Annotated in this window: 17 protein-coding genes; 11 read left to right on the top strand and 6 right to left on the bottom strand. The window is 72.0% G+C overall.

Going from position 1 to position 17,035, the window contains the following annotated elements:
• Positions 1-2 precede the first annotated feature (2 nt).
• Positions 3-1,238 carry an MFS transporter gene (locus tag ABT034_RS04825; protein WP_351211254.1) on the bottom strand — a complete coding sequence of 412 codons (1,236 nt, stop codon included), beginning with the start codon at positions 1,236-1,238 and terminating at the stop codon, positions 3-5.
• 131 nt (positions 1,239-1,369) lie between these two features.
• On the opposite strand from ABT034_RS04825, the gene ABT034_RS04820 reads away from it, so the two are divergent.
• The 4 genes from ABT034_RS04820 (at position 1,370) to ABT034_RS04805 (ending at position 4,809) form a co-directional block, all read left to right on the top strand.
• Positions 1,370-2,347, top strand: coding sequence for an ArsR/SmtB family transcription factor (locus tag ABT034_RS04820; RefSeq protein ID WP_351211252.1), 978 nt, complete (start codon positions 1,370-1,372; stop codon positions 2,345-2,347).
• Between the two features lie 33 nt (positions 2,348-2,380).
• Entirely contained in the window at positions 2,381-3,268 is an 888-nt protein-coding gene (locus ABT034_RS04815) for an alpha/beta fold hydrolase (protein WP_351211250.1), read from the top strand.
• Between the two features lie 9 nt (positions 3,269-3,277).
• Complete coding sequence (locus tag ABT034_RS04810) at positions 3,278-4,336, top strand: aldo/keto reductase (RefSeq protein WP_351211248.1); 1,059 nt, start codon at positions 3,278-3,280, stop codon at positions 4,334-4,336.
• Positions 4,337-4,443: 107 nt separating this feature from the next.
• Entirely contained in the window at positions 4,444-4,809 is a 366-nt protein-coding gene (locus tag ABT034_RS04805) for a hypothetical protein (protein ID WP_351211246.1), read from the top strand.
• A gap of 60 nt (positions 4,810-4,869) precedes the next feature.
• Here ABT034_RS04805 and ABT034_RS04800 read toward each other — a convergent pair whose 3' ends face one another.
• Entirely contained in the window at positions 4,870-5,499 is a 630-nt protein-coding gene (locus tag ABT034_RS04800) for a MarC family protein (RefSeq protein ID WP_351211244.1), read from the bottom strand.
• Positions 5,500-5,624: 125 nt separating this feature from the next.
• Here ABT034_RS04800 and ABT034_RS04795 point away from each other — a divergent pair, with 125 nt between their 5' ends.
• Together ABT034_RS04795 and ABT034_RS04790 are read left to right on the top strand one after the other, a co-directional pair.
• A complete protein-coding gene (locus ABT034_RS04795; RefSeq protein WP_351211242.1) occupies positions 5,625-6,041 on the top strand; it encodes a YciI family protein in 417 nt (138 codons plus the stop codon).
• A 128-nt stretch (positions 6,042-6,169) separates the two neighbouring features.
• Positions 6,170-8,296, top strand: coding sequence for a TerD family protein (locus tag ABT034_RS04790; protein WP_351211410.1), 2,127 nt, complete (start codon positions 6,170-6,172; stop codon positions 8,294-8,296).
• A 1-nt stretch (position 8,297) separates the two neighbouring features.
• On the opposite strand, the gene ABT034_RS04785 is transcribed toward ABT034_RS04790, so the two are convergent.
• A complete protein-coding gene (locus ABT034_RS04785; RefSeq protein ID WP_351211240.1) occupies positions 8,298-9,803 on the bottom strand; it encodes an MFS transporter in 1,506 nt (501 codons plus the stop codon).
• 65 nt (positions 9,804-9,868) lie between these two features.
• Here ABT034_RS04785 and ABT034_RS04780 point away from each other — a divergent pair, with 65 nt between their 5' ends.
• Positions 9,869-10,606, top strand: a complete 738-nt coding sequence (locus tag ABT034_RS04780) for a TetR/AcrR family transcriptional regulator (protein WP_351211238.1) — start codon at positions 9,869-9,871, stop codon at positions 10,604-10,606.
• Here ABT034_RS04780 and ABT034_RS04775 read toward each other — a convergent pair.
• Positions 10,588-11,190: a rhodanese-like domain-containing protein gene (locus tag ABT034_RS04775; RefSeq protein WP_351211236.1), complete on the bottom strand. Its 603-nt coding sequence runs from the start codon at positions 11,188-11,190 to the stop codon at positions 10,588-10,590. The genes ABT034_RS04780 and ABT034_RS04775 overlap by 19 nt on opposite strands.
• An 83-nt stretch (positions 11,191-11,273) precedes the next feature.
• On the opposite strand from ABT034_RS04775, the gene ABT034_RS04770 reads away from it, so the two are divergent.
• On the top strand, positions 11,274-11,561 hold the full coding sequence (locus tag ABT034_RS04770) for a metal-sensitive transcriptional regulator (protein ID WP_351211234.1): 288 nt from the start codon (positions 11,274-11,276) through the stop codon (positions 11,559-11,561).
• Positions 11,562-11,684: 123 nt separating this feature from the next.
• On the opposite strand, the gene wrbA is transcribed toward ABT034_RS04770, so the two are convergent.
• Positions 11,685-12,293 (bottom strand): NAD(P)H:quinone oxidoreductase, encoded by a 609-nt coding sequence (gene wrbA / locus ABT034_RS04765; RefSeq protein WP_351211232.1) that lies wholly within the window; start codon positions 12,291-12,293, stop codon positions 11,685-11,687.
• Between the two features lie 156 nt (positions 12,294-12,449).
• Here wrbA and ABT034_RS04760 point away from each other — a divergent pair, with 156 nt between their 5' ends.
• Entirely contained in the window at positions 12,450-13,085 is a 636-nt protein-coding gene (locus ABT034_RS04760; protein WP_351211230.1) for a TetR/AcrR family transcriptional regulator, read from the top strand.
• A gap of 107 nt (positions 13,086-13,192) precedes the next feature.
• Here the strand turns inward: ABT034_RS04760 and ABT034_RS04755 are convergent, their stop codons facing one another.
• Entirely contained in the window at positions 13,193-13,972 is a 780-nt protein-coding gene (locus ABT034_RS04755; protein WP_351211228.1) for a TetR/AcrR family transcriptional regulator C-terminal domain-containing protein, read from the bottom strand.
• A gap of 139 nt (positions 13,973-14,111) precedes the next feature.
• On the opposite strand from ABT034_RS04755, the gene ABT034_RS04750 reads away from it, so the two are divergent.
• Positions 14,112-16,391 (top strand): ATP-binding cassette domain-containing protein, encoded by a 2,280-nt coding sequence (locus tag ABT034_RS04750; RefSeq protein ID WP_351211226.1) that lies wholly within the window; start codon positions 14,112-14,114, stop codon positions 16,389-16,391.
• 54 nt (positions 16,392-16,445) lie between these two features.
• Positions 16,446-17,006 (top strand): RBBP9/YdeN family alpha/beta hydrolase, encoded by a 561-nt coding sequence (locus tag ABT034_RS04745; protein WP_351211224.1) that lies wholly within the window; start codon positions 16,446-16,448, stop codon positions 17,004-17,006.
• Positions 17,007-17,035: the final 29 nt, after the last annotated feature.

The following is a 17,035-nucleotide window of genomic DNA, read 5'->3' as shown; positions in this document are numbered from 1 at the left end:
GTTCACGCCGCCAGTTCGTGGGCCGTGCGAGCCTCGACCCGGGTCCTCAGCGCCACCGTCGCCGCCGCCGTGGCCGTTCCCGCCACCAGGGCCGTCCACCACAGGACCGTCGGGCTCAGCGTCGTATAGGTCGTGACGCCCAGGGTGAGGGCCGCGAAGCGGGCCGTTCCCCAGGTCCAGCTGAAGGCCCCCTGGTAGCGGCCCCTCGCGTGGGCCGGGGCCAGGTTGGCGACGACGCCGGCGGCGATGCCGGCGACCACGACCTCGCCCAGTGACCAGACGGCGACCGACACCGTGTAGCCGACGATGCCGTCGGCCAGGCCGGTGAGCGCGACCCCCACGGCGATCAGCGTGCTGCCCGCCCCCTGCACCGCGAGCTGCGGGAACCGGGCCAGCCAGGACGTCGCGAAGGGCTGGAGGGCCACCACCAGGATCGCGTTGACCGCCGCCATCGCCCCGTACACCGCCGGCGAGAGACCGCTGTCGCGGATGGCCAGCGGCAGGGCGACCTCGGTGAGCGAGTACACGAACAGCTGGACGCCGAAGAGCGGGAGCAGGAGGAGGGCCAGACGGTCCCGGAGGACCACCCCGTAGCCGATGCCGTCCTTCTTCGACCCCGGCTTCCGCGGCTCCGTCGTCCGCTTCGCCTCCGGCAGGCGGAACGCCACCACCAGCGCGTACGCGAGCATCGACCCCGCGTCGACCGCGAACAGGAGCCAGTAGCCCTGGGCCGCCAGGTAGCCGCCCAGAACGCCCGCGACTGCCGTGCCGATGTTCACGCCCCAGCCGAAGAGGGCGTACGCGCGCTGCCGGCGCTCGCTGTCGACGGCGTCCGCGAGGAGCGCGTACGCGGCCGGCGAGACCGTGCTGCCCGCCGCGCTGATCAGCAGCGCCGCCGCGGCCATCGTCCACACGCCGGGCGCGAGGAAGAGCGCCCCCTGCGCGGCCGACGCGCCGACCAGGCCGATCAGCATGGTGGGGCGGCGCCCGATGCGGTCGGCGAGGATGCCGCCCACCGCGGGGCCGAGGAGGTTGCCCGCGCCGAGGGCACCGAGGACGTACGAGGTCTCGGCGCCGGTCACTCCCCGCGAGGCGAGGAAGAAGACCAGGAACGGGGTCACCAGGTAACCGAGGCGGTTGACGATCGTTCCGGCGAAGAGCGTCCACACGACAGGGGGGAGGTCTCGGAACGAGGACGGGATGAGGGACGGCGAGGACGAGGCTGAGGGTGAGGGCATGGGAGGAGACTGCGCCGGGTCCCGCGTTGTCCTCCATTGATTAAGCTCAGGCCGAATCCAATTCTTGTCTCTCCCGATCATCGGCTCGCATCTCGCACCTCGCCCCTCGTATCCAGGACGTGTGCATACCTGTGGAATCCGGACTCAGCTTCTCCGCCGCCGACCTCGCCCAGACCCGCTTCGCCGTCTCCCCCATGTGGGAGGTCGTCACCAGCTATCGGGTCCTCGTCCGCCGGCCCGACTCCGCACCCCACCGCCGCTGGGCCGATCAGGTCCGGCCGCGGATCTCGCGGGCCGGGCTCGACCGCGGGTGGCTCGCCGCGCTCGTACCCCCGCACGGTTACCTCGCCGACTTCCTCAACCCCACCCCCGCCGGGCCCTTCCCCACCCTCGGCGCCGAACTCGACGCCATCCGCCGCACCCCCGCCGACCAGGTACGGGACGATCTCGGCCGGCTCGGGAGGGAGGCGGAGGCCGGGGTCAGGGCGCGTCTGCTGTACGACGATCCCGCCGCCGCCCTCCCCAAGGTCGCCGACGAGATCGAGACGTACTGGGAGCTCGCCCTCGCCCCCTACTGGGCCCGGATCCAGCAGGTCCTGGAGGCGGATGTCTTCCACCGGGCCCGGCAGGTCGCCGAACACGGCTCCGCGCGGGTCCTGAGCGAACTCCACGAGACCGTACGGTGGGACGACGGCACCCTGCGACTCGTACGGCGCCACTGTTCACTCAGCCGCGACCAGGCCGGATCCGGGCTGCTGCTCGTTCCGTCCGTCTTCGCGTGGCCCCAGGTCCTCACCCGGTCCGTCCATCCCGATCCGCCCCAACTCGCATATCCGGCACGGGGGTTCGGCGCCGTCTGGGAGAGCCGTACCGCCGGCGCCACCGAGGCCGTCGCCGCCGTCCTCGGGCGCTCCCGCACCCTGCTCCTCACCGAACTCGACACCCCCGCCTCCACCACCCAGCTCGCCACCCAGTGCGGCCTGTCCGCGGCCGGGGTCTCCCAACACCTCATCGCCCTACGGAACGCCGGCCTGGTGACCGCCCACCGCAGCGGGCGTTCCGTCCTCTACGCCCGCACCACCGTCGCCGACCAGTTGCTCAACCCGTAGGCAGTCGGAATCGGGGTTAGGCGATCATGAGGGGTGACTTCTTCTTTCTCGTCAGAGATCGTCGTGGTGCGTGAGGGCGGGGTTCGGCTGCTCTGTCGCGACTCGGGTGGCCGGGGCGGTGCCGGTGCCGACGTCCTCCTGCTTCACGGGCTCGCCGGGCACGCCGGCGAGTGGGACGCCACCGCCCGGCTGCTGCGGGACTCCGGCCATCGCGTCGTCGCCTTCGACCAGCGCGGGCACGGCGGCAGCGAGCGGCACCCGGGGGACGTCTCGCGGGCCGCCTACGTCGCGGACGTCGTCGCCGTCGTCGAGGAACTCGGCCTCGACCGGCCCGTGTTGGTCGGTCAGTCGCTCGGCGGGAGCACCGCTCTCCTCACCGCCGCCGCCCACCCCCAGCTGCCGCGCGCCCTCGTCCTCGTCGAGGCCGGGCCCGGCGGGGCCGACTCCGGCCTCCAGGAGCAGATCGGGGGCTGGCTGCGGGGGTGGCCGGCGCCGTTCCCCTCGCGGGAGGCGGCCGCCGCGTACCTGGGCGGCGGCAAGGAACCCGTAGGGGAGGGATGGGCGCGCGGGCTCGAAGAGCGTGCCGACGGGCTGTGGCCGCGCTTCGACCCCGAGGTCATGGTGCGGTCCCTCGACGAGAACGCCACCCGCGCCTTCTGGGACGAATGGGCCGCCGTCACCTGCCCGACCCTCGCGGTCCTCGGGCAGGGCGAGCACGGCGGGATCATCGGCGGCGAGGAGTACGCGGAGATGGTCCGGGTCCTGCCCTCGCTGCACGGCGTGAGCCTGCCCGGCACCGGCCACGACCTGCACCTTGAGCGGCCCCGGGTCCTGCACCGGCTGATCGTCGACTTCCTCGAAGACCCGTCGCGGGAACCTCCCCTCTCCTCCTCTTGCCTTGGAGCGCACTCCAGTTCCTAGAGTGCGGCCATGCGCTATCGGGTACTCGGCGGGACCGGGATCGAAGTCAGTACGTACTGCCTCGGCACGATGATGTTCGGTGCCGTCGGCAATCCGGACCATCAGGAGTCCGTACGGATCATCCACGCCGCGCTCGACCGCGGCATCAACTTCGTCGACACCGCCGACATGTACTCGGCCGGCGAGTCCGAGGAGATCGTCGGCAAGGCGCTGCGCGACCCGCGCCGCCGCGACGAGACCGTGCTCGCCACCAAGGTGTACTTCCCGGTCGGCGGCGAGGGCCCCAACCGGGGCGGTAGTTCCCGCCGTTGGATCACCCGGGCCGTCGAGAACAGCCTCAAGCGGCTCGGCACCGACTGGATCGACCTCTACCAGGTCCACCGGCCCGACCACCGTACGGACGTCGAGGAGACCCTCGACGTCCTCGGTGACCTCGTCTCCCAGGGGAAGATCCGGGCCTTCGGCTGCTCCACCTTCCCCGCCGAGGAGATCGTCGAGGCCCACGCCGTCGCCGAGCGGCGCGGACTGCGCCGCTTCCGCTCCGAGCAACCGCCGTACTCGCTGCTCGCGCGGGGTGTGGAGGCGTCCGTCCTGCCCGTCGCGCGGCGATACGGGATGGGCGTGCTGACCTGGAGCCCGCTGGCCTCCGGCTTCCTCACCGGCAAGTACCGGAAGGGGCAGCCCATCGATCTGACCAGCGGTCGGCCGGCGCTCACCCCGCACCGCTTCGACCCCGCCCTCCCCGGCAACGCCGCCAAGCTCGACGCCGTCGAGGAGTTCGTCGCGCTCGCGGACGAGATCGGGTGCACCCTCCCCGAACTCGCCGTCGCCTTCCCTGCCGCGCACCCGGCGGTCACCTCGGTCATCATCGGGCCGCGCACGATGGAGCAGCTGGAGGGGTTGCTGAAGGGCGCGCCGGTTCTCCTCACGGACGACGTACTGGACCGGATCGACGCGATCGTGCCGCCGGGGACGAACCTCTACCAGCCGGACGGTGCCTGGCGCTCGTCCGCCCTCACCGACCTCGCGGTGCGGCGGCGGCCGTTGGAGGAGCGGGCGGCTGAGTGAGCGGCCCCAGCCTCGCGCCGGGGCGGGCCTCCGGGGCCCGGCCCTGGGGCCGGGGAGCGCCGCCGGCAGCAGATAGCCTCTCTCGTGAATCTCGGGTGGGGAGTGCCATGAGCTGGGACGTTCTTCTGCTGCCGCTTCCTGCGGACCTCACGTCGATCGACGACCTTCCCGCCGATCACGAGTCGCCTCCCGTCGGAACCCGGTCCGCCGTCCACCGGGCACTCAGGTCAGCCGTGGGCGAGGTCGACCTGACCGATCCCACCTGGGGCGAGTTGCTCGGTCCGACCTGGGTGATCGAACTCGGTATCGGCGCATGCGACCCCGTCGAGTCGGTCATGCTCCATGTCCGGGGCGGGGCGGATGTCCGGGGCACGGAGGACGACGTGCTCCCTGTGATCTTCCGCATCTCCCGAGCCCTCGGCTGTCGCCCCTTCGACTGCTCGTCCGGCGAGCTGCTCACGGACACGCCCTAGCCGGATGCCGTCGCGCACGGGTCCGTAGCGGCTGGCGGCCAGCGGCCAGCGGCCAGCGGCTCAGTGTCTTGTGTACAGGCCCGGGACGCCCAGGTCCGAGAGGCCGTCCAGGACCAGGTCGACGCCGACCGCCGCGAGCAGCAGGCCGAGCAGGCGGCCGAGGAGCTCGATCGTGGCGTGGTGGGTGCGGCGCAGGATCCGGGTGAGGAGCAGGACGCAGATCACATCGAGGGCGATGACGGACACATACGCGCCGACGACCGTGGAGCGCCAGCTGAAGGAGTCGCGGGCCGCCGCCTCGATGAGTACGGCGGTCATGGCGAGCGGGCTCACGACGTACGGCATGAGCAGCTCGCGCACGCCGCTGGTGAGGTCGGGGGCGTCCTGGTGGGTGGTGGTCGAGCCGAGGTGGAGACCGAGGACGAGCCCGACGGCGTAGATGAAGAAGATGACGCCGCCCGCGAGCTGGAGCGCGGGCGTGCTGATGTGGAAGACGTCGAGCAGCCACGGGGCGGTGATGCCGGTGACGAGGCCGACGAGGACGGCCGCGCCGGAGGAGATCAGCGCGATGGTCCGCAGCTGGCGGGCGGGGTGGACTTGGGCGAGGCCGGCGAAGGCGAGAAGGACCTTCGGGGGGCCGACGACGGAGAAGAAGGCGATGAAGGCGGCGGAGAAGCTGAAGGCGTTCACACCGGAATCATGGTGCGGGCGGGTGATTTCTCCCGTTTTTGTGGCCGCTGCCCGCGCGGTGTCGAGAACCGGTCCCCTGCTCCGACTCTCCTGCGAGAGGCAGTGACGCACACGAGGAGGACGTCATGAAGTATCTGGTGATGGTGCAGGGCGCGGAGGCCGACTACGAGGCCATGGTGGGCCGCCCCGCGGCGAGCAGTCCGGCCTGGAGCAAGGCGGACCTCAAGGCGATGTTCGACCACATGAACGCGATCAACGAGGAACTGTCGGCGTCCGGCGAGATGATCGACGGTCAGGGCCTCGCCTCCCCGTCCACGACCCGGTTCGTGTCGCTGGACGGAGACGGCAAGCCCCTGGTCACGGACGGCCCGTACGCGGAGACCAAGGAGGTCATCGCCGGCTACTGGGTCCTCGACTGCGCCTCCCTGGAGCGCGTGACGGAGATCGCCGCCCGGGTCGCCCGCTGCCCGCAGCCGACCGGGGCTCCGGAGTACCCGGTGGTCATCCGCCCGATCGACGAGGTGGGGCCGAGGCAGGACTGACGGGCGCGGGGAGGGAGGTGAGGTTCGTCCGGGTTTCACTTTCCCTCCCCACCCTCCTGTCGCGGACGCTACGGTTCCCCTGAGGCGCACATCACATCGCGAGAGGTCCGGGGGGACGCATGCACGAGATGTCCAAGGGAGCCAATATCGGGCTGGCTTCCCTCAGCGACGACGCGGGATCGGTCGTCGTCGGTCTGAGCTGGAGCAGCACGACCGGGGACGGCGACGCGGACGTCTCGGTGCTGCTGGTCGACGACGACGGCAAGGTCCGCGGTGACGCGGACTTCTACTTCTACAACCATCCCGCCGCCGAGGACGGCTGCGTGCAGTTGCTGGGAAAGGTCCCCACCGAGAACGGTAGCGAGGACCGGATCAGCCTGGACCTCACGGCCATCCCAGAGGACGTCGCCACCGTCGTCGTGGCGGCCAGCCAGTACGGCGGTGGCTGCTTCGGCGATCTGAACGACCTGCGCATGACCGTCACCGACCGCTCGGGCGAGGCCCTGCTCGGTTTCTCCATCCCGGACGCCACGATCGAGACGGCCTTCATCTTCGGCGAGCTGTACCGGCGGAACCAGGAGTGGAAGTTCCGCGCCGTGGGCCAGGGGTACGAAACCGGTCTCTCCGGTCTCGCCACCGACTTCGGTATCACCGTTGACGAGGGCGAGGGCGAGGACGAGGTCCCGAGCCTCTCCGGCACGGTCGCCCTCTCCGCGGCCGCGGCCGACCCAGGTGAGGACGCCGACGAGGCGCACCCCCGCCCGCCGGCCTCCGCCGACACCGACGCCGACGCCGACGCCGCTGTCCGTACCCTCATCCCCATCCCCACGCAGCCCACCGACTCCACGACGCGGGCGGCGGCCCCCGCCCCGTCCCCTGCCGGCGAGACGCCCCGGCCGACACGCAGCCGCGGGACGCGCACGACCAAGAAGAAGGTCACGCTCCCCAAAGCACCGAAGAAGTCCCTGGCGGAGAACGACTCCTGGAAGCCCGCCCGGCTCTTCCCCGTCCCGTCCTACAAAAGCGACCGCGAGCGCGAGGTACGCGCGACCTCGGTCCTCCTCTCCGTCATGGCCGAGGTACCGGAGTTCGGCCGCCGGCTCACCGCGGGATTCGGGGCTCCGGCCGGCCGGATGCAGACGTTCACCGAGGTGTCGCTCCCGCACGGTGACAGTCCGAAGCGCCCGGACGGGGTCATCAGGACAGAACGGGCGGGCAAGCTCTGGACCGCGCTCGTCGAGACCAAAACCAACGGCAATCCCCTGAAGTCCGAGCAGGTCCAGAATTACATGGACATCGCCGCGAGGCGCGGGTACGAGGCCGTCATCACGCTCTCCAACGACGTGGCCCTGGAGGGCACTCCGCTCGTCGAGGTCAAGACCGACGGCAGGCGCAAGCACAAGGTCTCGCTCTGGCACCTCTCGTGGGCGGAGGTGACCCATCAGGCCCAGATGCTGATCCGCCACGAGGGCGTGGGCAATGCCGCGCACGCCTGGCTCCTGCAGGAGCTGCTCCACTACCTCCAGCACGAGAACTCCGGCTGTCACGGCTTCCAGAACATGGGGCCGTCCTGGGTCCCCGTACGCAACGGGATCGACAGCGAGACCCTGTGCGAGGGGGACCCTCGCGCGGTGGAGGTCGTGGAGAGCTGGGAGCGGCTGATCCGCCAGGTCTGTCTGCGCCTGGGCGGCGAGCTCGGGCAGAAGGCCCTGCCGGTGCAGCGGGCCAGGCGCGGCTCCGATCCGAAGTCCCGTCGCACCGAACTGGCCGACCGGCTCTGCGAGGAAGGGAAGCTCTCCGCCGAGCTGCGTGTCGACGGCGCACAGAGCATCCTGTCCATCACCGCGGATCTCAGGACCGGGAAGATCCGTACCTCCATCGACGTTCCCGCCCCGGACGGCGGCTATCCCCTGTCGGTCGCGAAGCGGCTCATGCGGGTACTGGACGACGCGCCCGCCGACCTGCACGTGGAGACCCTGCTGGAGGGCAGGAGTGGACCCCGGGGCACCTTGGAGCGGCTCCGCCCCGAGCCGGGGGACCTGCTGCCCAAGGACGGAATGGACATCACCGGTTTCCGGCTGTCCCTGTTCAAGGGCATGGGCAGTAGTCGGGGCAGTACGGAGTCGGGGTTCATTCGCAGCATCGACGAGGCCGTCGACCGCTTCTACGGCTCGGTCGTGGCGCAGGTGAGTCAGTTCGAGCAGCGACGGACCGTGCGGGGACGGCCGGTCGCCGGCTCGGCCGTCGCCGGCTGAGTCAGTGCATTCCGTGCGGGCCGCCCGTCAGGTGGGGGCGGCCTCGGGGGATGAGGAACGGGGACGCCAGGGCGGTCGTCGCCGCTGCCAGGGTGCAGAGGGTGAACGCGGTCGTGAGGCCGGCCGGGGTGGGGGCCGTGGCGCCCAGGGCGACGGTGGAGACGACGGCCACGCCGATCGAGCCGCCCAGTTCGTGGAACGTGTTCACGATGCCGGACGCGAGGCCCGCCTCGTGCGGGGTGATCAGGCCCAGGGCCGTCGTCGTCGCCGTGACGAAGACCGCGCCGAGGCCGAGCGCCGCCGTCGCGAGGGCCGGCAGGAGCGTGGTCCAGGGGCCGGAGTCGGGGCTCAGGAGGGCCAGCGGCAGGCAGCCGAGCGCCGCGACCGCCATGCCTCCCGTCGCGCAGGCGCGCGGGCCGACCGCCGTCACCAGGCGGGAGCCCGCGTGGGCGCCGATGGCCGTGGTGAGCGCGACCGGGAGGAAGAGGAGGCCCGTGCGGAGGGCGTCGAGGCCGTGGACGTGCTGGAGCCGCATCGAGCCCAGGAAGAAGAACGAGATCAGGAGCGCCGTCGCGACCAGCATGAGGAACGAGCCCGCGACGACCGGGCGCCGGGTGAGCATCCGGAGGTCCATCAGCGGGGTACGGCTCCTCCGCTCGGCCGCCGCGAAGGCTCCGTACAGGGCGAAGGCTCCGAGCAGGGGCAGGAGCGTCGCGGCGGACGTCCAGCCGGAGTCGCCCGCCCGGACCAGGCCGTAGACGAGTGCGCCGGTCGCGGCCGTGACGAGGATCGCCCCCGGGATGTCCAGGCTGCCGCCTTCGCCCCGCCGTGGCGCGGTGGCCCGTACGACCTTCGGCAGCGCGAGCAGCAGGGCCACGCCGACGGGCACGTTCACGTAGAAGATCCACGGCCAGCCCGGGCCCGCCGTCAGGGCGCCGCCCAGGAGGACGCCGACCGCTGAGCCGGTGCCGCCGATGGCCGCCCAGGCGCCCAGGGCCTTGGGCCTCTCGGGGCCGTGGAACAGGGTGGTGACCAGGGCGAGTGCCGCCGGGGAGAGGAGTGCGGCGCCGATGCCCTGCGCGACGCGGCCGCCGAGCAGGACGGTGGCGTTCGGCGCGAGGCCGCAGGTCAGGGACGCGGCGGTGAACAGGGCGAGGCCCGTGAGGAGGACACGGCGGGCGCCGAGGGCGTCGGCGAGCCGGCCGCCGAGGAGCATGAGCCCGCCGAAGCAGAGGGTGTACGCGGTGACGACCCAGGTCAGGGCCGTGCGATCGAGGACGAGGTCGTTCGCGAGGGCGGGCAGGGCGACGTTCACGACCGTCACGTCCAGGACCAGCATGAACTGGGCCGCGCAGATCAGTGCGAGGGCGGTCCAGCGGCGCGGGTCGGGGGGCGGGGCGCCGGGGTGGGGGTGGGGCTTGGAGGCGGAGTTGGGGTTGGTGGGGGACTGCGCGTGCGGGTCCCGGTGGGCAGGGGAGGGTGCGGTGGGCGGTTCCGAAGTGGGCATAACTGAACTGTACGGCACAGTACAGTTGAACTCAAGAGTACAGTTCATTGGGTAGGGTGCCGGGTATGGACGACCGACCCGCCAAGCCCGCCCCCACCGGCCCCCGCGCCGCCCGGAAGCGGCAGGCCATCGTGCGGGCCGCCCGCGCCCTCTTCCTCCGCGAGGGCTTCGGCGTCGGCATGGACGCCATCGCCGCCGAGGCCGGCGTCTCCAAGGTGACCGTCTACAACCACTTCGGCAGCAAGGAAGCCCTCTTCACCGCCGTCGTCGCCGGCGCCCTCGACGAGCCCCTGGCCGACAGCGGGGCGGTCGACAGCAGGACGACCGACGGCGGTACGGCCGACAGCAGGACGCCCAGCGGTGGAACAGCCGGCAGCGGCACGACCCGCCGACCCGACCTCGCGCGGCTCGTCGACGCCGATGGGCCCGACGCGCTCAAGGCCGCCCTGACCGAGGCCGGCCGCGCCTGGGGCCGGGCCGTGCGCGCCGACGCCGAGGGCCGCGCCCTGCGCACCCTCGTCGCCACCGAACTCCACCGCTTCCCCGAGCTGGGCCGCGCCTGGCGCGCGCACGGCCCCGCCGGCCACCACCCCGAGGTCGCGGACGCCCTGCGCACCCTCGCCGACCGGGGCCGCCTCGACATCCCCGACCTGGAGGTCGCCGTCCTCCAGCTCTACTCGCTGCTCGTCTTCCCGCACATGGTGTTCGAGCAGTACGGGACGGAGCTCACCGAGGACCTGAGCGAGCGGCTGGTCGTCGACGGGGTGGAGACGTTCCTCCGCCGTTACGCCCCCGCGCCCTGACGCAGCCGGGCCAGGGTCGCGTCCAGGTCCACCGCGCCCGCGCTCCCCCTCCCCCGGTTGTACGGGAGCCTGCCGAGCAGCAGGGCCATGGCGCAGGTGTCGGTGAGCGCCGAGAAGACAAGTCCGCCCGCCACGCCCGCCGAGAGCAGCTGGAACGCGGGATGGACCAGGAGCCCGAGGGCGAGCCCCAACAGGACGAGTGCACCCGCGACCAGCCGGACCTGGCGGTCCATCGCCCACACGGGCTTCGCCGGGGCGTCCGCCGGGTGCTCCAAGCCGTGACCGCGCGCCGCCCAGCCGCTCGTACCGCCGTCGAGGTCGTACGCGGTGACGCCGGCGGCCGCGAGCCGGGCGCAGGCTGCGGACGAACGGCCGCCGGACTGGCAGACGACCAGCAGTCCGCCGCCCCGGGCCGCCGCCTCCCGGAGCGCGGGCACGGCCCGGTCGAGCCGGTCGAGCGGGACGTTGAACGCGCCGGGCACGTGCCCGGAGGCGTACTCGCCGGGTGTGCGCACGTCGACGACGGTGAGGTCGGCCAGTCGGGCGCGGGCCTGGTCCGGGTCGAGCGGGAGGGGGGCGTTCATGTCAGGTGTCATCCTTGGTCTTCGACGGAACCCCGTGCGGGGATTAAATTACCCCCTGGGGTATCTGTGAGGAGTGGCTGACTGTGGAACTGGATCTCGCGGGCGCGGAGCTCAAGGCGGTCCTGAACCGGCTCCGCCGGGCCCAGGGGCAGATCGCCGGTGTCATCCGGATGATCGAGGAGGGACGGGACTGCGAGGAGGTCGTCACGCAGCTGGCCGCCGCCTCCCGGGCCCTCGACCGGGCCGGGTTCGCAATCATCGCGACCGGTCTCCAGCAGTGCCTGACCGAGGTGGAGGACGGCCGCGCGAACGGCGAGGACCGCGACGCGATGCGGGCCAGGCTGGAGAAGCTCTTCCTGTCGCTGGCGTAGCTCGCGCACGTCACTCGCACGTGTCACTCGCACGCGCCTGAACACACGTAACCCCCGAGGGGCCTCCCCCCGGGGGTTACGCGCGTCCGCGTCCGTGTCCGCACCGCGGCCCGACCGGCCGGATCAGTCGTCCGCGAGCCCCTTCAGGCGCTTCGCGAACCTCGTGAGGCGCGTGCCCTGGTAGCGGGCGGCCTGGAGGACGTTCTCCTCGGGGGCGCCGTTGGCGGCCGGGTGCGCGGTCCCGTAGGGGTTGCCGCCGGCCGCGTACACCGACGGGTCCGTGAAGCCGGGCGAGACGATGACCGAGCCCCAGTGGTGGAAGGTGTTGTAGAGCGCGAGCAGCGTCGACTCGTTGCCGCCGTGCAGGTTGAACGCGCTGGTGAAGGCGGTCGCGGGCTTGTCCGCCATGACGCCGCGCTGCCAGAGCCCGCCCGTGGTGTCGATGTACTGCTTCAGCTGCGCGGCCACGTTGCCGTAGCGGGTCGGGGAGCCGAACGCGTACGCGTCCGCCCACTCCAGGTCCTCCAGGGCGGCGACCTCCACGTCACCGGTGGCGTCCACATGCGCGCGCCAGGCCGGGTTCGCGTCGATGGCAGAGTCGGGGGCGAGCTCGGGCACCCGGCGCAGGCGCACCTCGGCGCCGGCCTTCTCGGCACCCTCGGCGACGGCCTGGGCGAGCTGGTGGACGCTACCCGTGGCCGAGTAGTAGATGACGGCGACCTTGACGGACATGCGAACTCTCCTCAACCGGATTGCTTTCCGCTTCAATGCGCCCCAGGTTAAACGGATCACTATCCGGTTCGCAAGGGGAACCGGTATGCTCACTTCAGGGAGCGACCGGATCGGGGGAGACGGGACGACCCGCACGAAGGGCAGAGGAGCCGACAGATGAGCACGGAGAACCCGCAGGCCACAGGCGCGCCGACGCCGCTGCTCGGCCTGCTGCCCACCGTCGGCGCCCCCGTCCCCGAGCGCGCCGACGCGGCCCGCAACCGGCGCAAGATCCTCGACGCCGCCGCCCGGATCGTCGCCGAGGACGGCCCCGAGGCCGTCACCATGAACCAGGTCGCCCACGCCAGCGGCATCGGCGTCGGCACCGTCTACCGCCGCTTCGGCGACGTCTCCCAGCTCCTGTGGGCGCTCCTCGACGACCGCGAGCGCCAGTTCCAGGAGGCGTACATGAGCGGTCCGCCGCCGCTGGGCCCGGGCGCCCCGGCCGCCGAGCGGTTCGACGCCTTCCTCGACGCGCTCGTCGACCGGGTCGGCGAGCAGCGCGAGATCCTGCTCGCCGCGCACTCGGCCGCGCCCCGCGCCCGCTACCACAGCGGCGCGTACCGGGTGATGCACACGCATGTGGCCCTGCTGATCGGGCGGCTCCTGCCCGGCTCCGACAGCACGCTCCTCGCCCATCTGACGCTCGCGCCGTTCTCCCCGGACGTCATGCACCACCTCGCGGTCGACCAGGAGCTGTCGGCGGACCGCCTGAAGGCGGGGGTACGGGAGCTGCTTCGGCTGCGCGCCTGAGGGCCAGAGTCACGGAGCTGCTCCGGCTGCGCGCCTGAGGGCCAGAGTCACGGAGCTGCTCCGGCTGCGCGCCTGAGGGCCGACTCTTCACCGCCGCCCCCGGCCCCTCAGCCCCCCAGCGCCCCCAGCCCGTCCAGCACCCTCCCCAGCCCGAAGCGGTACGCGTGTTCCGCGTCGTACAGCCCGTCGTACGCGGTCGCCGACGCCTCCCCCACCCGCGTCGCCAGCGGGAACCGGGTCTCGTCCAGAACCCGGGTGAGCAGGGGCTCATGAGCCTCCCACCACTCCCCGTCCGACATCGCGCTCTCGCGCGCCACGGCCCGCGCGTCCAGTTCCGCCCGCGCGCCGGACTGCACGAAGCCGAGGACGTACGTGAGCGCCGAGTCACGGGACACGTCGTCGAGCCCGAGCCCTTCGAAGGCACCGAGCTCGTACTCGTACTTGGCCATCACTCCGGGCCCCAACGGAGCCCGTACGATCCGCAGTTCGACCAGCCAGGGGTGGCGCAGGTGCAGCGCCCGGTTCGCGTCGGCGACCGCCGCGACCCGGCTCCGCCACGGCTCGTCGGGGCGGAACGGCGGCCGGTCCATGCGCAGGAAGACGGCGTCCAGCATGAGGTCGAGGAGCTCGGCCTTGCCGGGGACGTACGTGTAGAGCGTCATCGGGGTCACGCCGAGGTCCTTGGCCACCGCGCGCATGGTCAGCGCGTCGAGCCCGCCGGCGTCGGCGAGGGCAAGGGCCGCGTCGACGACGGCGTCGACGGTGAGGCCCTGCCGGGGGCCGCGCCGCCCCGCCGGCGAAGCGGCCGATCCGTCGCGCCAGAGGAGTTCCAGGGTGCGCGCCGGGTCGCCCGCGCCGCTGCTGTTCTTCCCCTTCACCGCCGCCATGCCGTGTCCGTCCGTTCCCCTCTGAGAGGCCGTATCTCCGCAGCTCAGAGCCAGTGGAGGATATTTTATACGATGTATTTTATACAATGTATAGAGTACCCTTCCCCGGCAAGCAGGCCGACCATCGGAGGGCGCAACGATGAACCACCCCGTCGCAGCGGACAGCCACCACGTCATCCAGGTCCGCGGGGCCCGGGAGAACAACCTCAGGAACGTCGACGTCGACCTTCCCAAGCGCCGCCTCACCGTCTTCACCGGCGTCTCCGGCTCGGGCAAGTCCTCCCTCGTCTTCGGCACCATCGCCGCCGAGTCGCAGCGCCTCATCAACGAGACCTACAGCGCCTTCCTCCAGAACTTCATGCCGTCCCTCGCCCGCCCCGACGTGGACGGACTGCACAACCTGAGTGCGGCGATCGTGGTCGACCAGGAGCGGATGGGCGCCAACTCCCGCTCCACCGTCGGTACCGCCACCGACGCGTACACGATGCTGCGGATCGTCTTCAGCCGCCTCGGCACCCCGCACGTCGGCGCCTCCGGCGCCTTCAGCTTCAACCTGCCCGAAGGCATGTGCCCGCGCTGCGAGGGCGCCGGCGAGATCTCGGACATCGACGTCGACGAGCTCGTCGACCGGACCAAGTCCCTCAACGAGGGCGCGATCACCGTCCCCAACTTCGCCGTGGACTCCTGGTACTGGCGGATCATGGCCGAGTCCGGCTTCTACGACGCCGACAAGAAGCTCGCGGACTTCACCGAGCAGGAGTGGGAGGACTTCCTCCACAAGCCGTCCTGCAAGGTGAAGGTCGGCAGCAACTCCTTCACCTACGAGGGCCTCGTGCCGAAGGTCCAGCGGCTCTTCCTCGCCAAGGACCGGGAGTCGCTCCAGGCCCACATCAAGGCCTTCGTCGAACGGGCGGTCGGCTTCCGCACCTGCCCCGAGTGCGAGGGCGCCCGGCTCACCCGGGCCGCGCTGTCCTCCCGTATCGACGGGGTGAACATCGCCGAGTGCTCGGCGATGCAGATCAGCGACCTCGCCGCGTTCGTCCGCCGGATAGAGGACCCTTCGGTGGCCCCGCTCCTGGCCGGGCTGCGCGAGCTGCTCGACTCGCTCGTCGAGATCGGCCTCGGCTACCTCTCCCTCGACCGGTCCTCCGGCACGCTCTCCGGCGGCGAGGCCCAGCGCGTGAAGATGGTCCGCCACCTCGGCTCGCCGCTCACCGACGTCACGTACGTCTTCGACGAGCCGACCACCGGGCTGCACCCGCACGACGTCCGGCGCATGAACGACCTGCTGCTGCGGCTGCGCGACAAGGGCAACACCGTCCTGGTCGTCGAGCACAAGCCCGAGGTCATCGAGATCGCCGACCACGTCGTGGACCTCGGGCCGCGGGCCGGGGCCGCGGGCGGCGAGATCTGCTACAGCGGGAACGTGCCGGGCCTGCGCACCTCGGGCACCCTCACCGGCGACCACCTCGCGCACCGGGCGAAGCTCCGCGCCGAGGTACGGACCGCGACCGGCGCCCTGACCATCACCGGCGCCACCCAGCACAACCTGAAGGACGTGAGCGTCGAGATCCCGACCGGCGTCCTGACCGTGGTCACGGGCGTGGCGGGCTCCGGCAAGTCCTCCCTCATCCACGGCAACCTGCCCGGCCGCGAGGGGGTCGTCGTCGCCGACCAGTCCCCCATCCGCGGCTCGCGCCGCTCGAACCCGGCGACGTACACGGGGCTCCTCGGCCCGATCCGTACGGCCTTCGCCAAGGCCAACGGCGTCAAGCCGGCCCTCTTCAGCGCCAACTCGGAAGGCGCCTGCCCGCGCTGCAGCGGCCTCGGGCTCGTCTACACCGACCTGGCCATCGCGGCCGGCGTCGCCTCGGTCTGCGAGGAGTGCGAGGGCAAGCGGTTCACGCCCGAAGTCCTCACGTACCGGCTGAACGGCAAGAACATCCACGAGGTCCTGTCCCTGTCGATCGAGGAGGCGTACGACTTCTTCACGGCCCTCGCGGCGAAGGGCCAGGCCCGCACGATCCTCGGCCGCCTCCAGGACGTCGGCCTCGGCTACCTCCGCCTCGGCCAGCCCCTCAACACCCTCTCCGGCGGTGAGCGCCAGCGCCTCAAGCTCGCCATCCACATGGCGGAGAAGGCCGCCGTCTACGTCCTCGACGAACCGACCACCGGCCTCCACCTCGCCGACGTCGACAAGCTCCTCGCCCTCCTCGACCGCCTCGTCGAGGCCGGCAACACGGTCGTCGTCATCGAGCACCACCAGGCCGTCATGGCCCACGCCGACTGGCTGATCGACCTCGGCCCCGGCGCGGGCCACGACGGCGGCCACATCGTCTTCGAAGGCACACCCACCCAACTGGTCGAGAAGGGCGACACCCTGACGGCACGACACCTGAGGGAGTACGTGGGCGGCTGACCGCCCCTCGGACGGTGGTGGACCGGGTCCGGGCTCCGACCGCAGGATCGTGCCATGGCCACGTATCTGATCCTCCACGGCTTCCAGAACCACCGTCCGACCGGTCACTGGCAGCACTGGCTCGCCGGGGAGTTGCGGGCGCGGGGGCACGACGTGCGGTACCCGCAGTTGCCCGCGCCCGACGCGCCCGTTCTCGAGGAGTGGCTCGCGGCCCTCGGGGAGCACGGGAAGCGGCCGGACGAGGGGGAGTTCGTGGTGCTCGCGCACAGTCTGTCCGTGCTGCTGTGGCTGCACGCGGGTGCGCGCAGGCCGGACGCCGACCGGGTGCTGCTCGTCGCCCCGCCCTCGCGTGCCGTGACCGCGTCGATCCCCGAGATCGCCGCCTTCGCGGACGGGCTCGACCTGGCGGAGACGGGGATCGAGGCCCGGCTCGTGTACGCGGACGACGACCCGTACTGCTCCGGGGGCGCCGGCACGCACTACGGCGTCCCGCTCGACCTCGACATGGACCACGTCCCGAGCGGCGCGCACCTCGACCTCGACGCGGGGTACGGGGAGTGGCCGTCGATCCTGGAGTGGTGCGAGGACCCGGCGGTACGGATCAAGGGGCGGTAGGCGGGACCCGGCGGACATGCGAGGACAGG

The sequence above is a fragment of the Streptomyces sp. NPDC002773 genome, from assembly GCF_040295605.1.
Lineage (GTDB): Bacteria > Actinomycetota > Actinomycetes > Streptomycetales > Streptomycetaceae > Streptomyces.
This window is presented reverse-complemented; position numbering and strand designations above follow the sequence as displayed.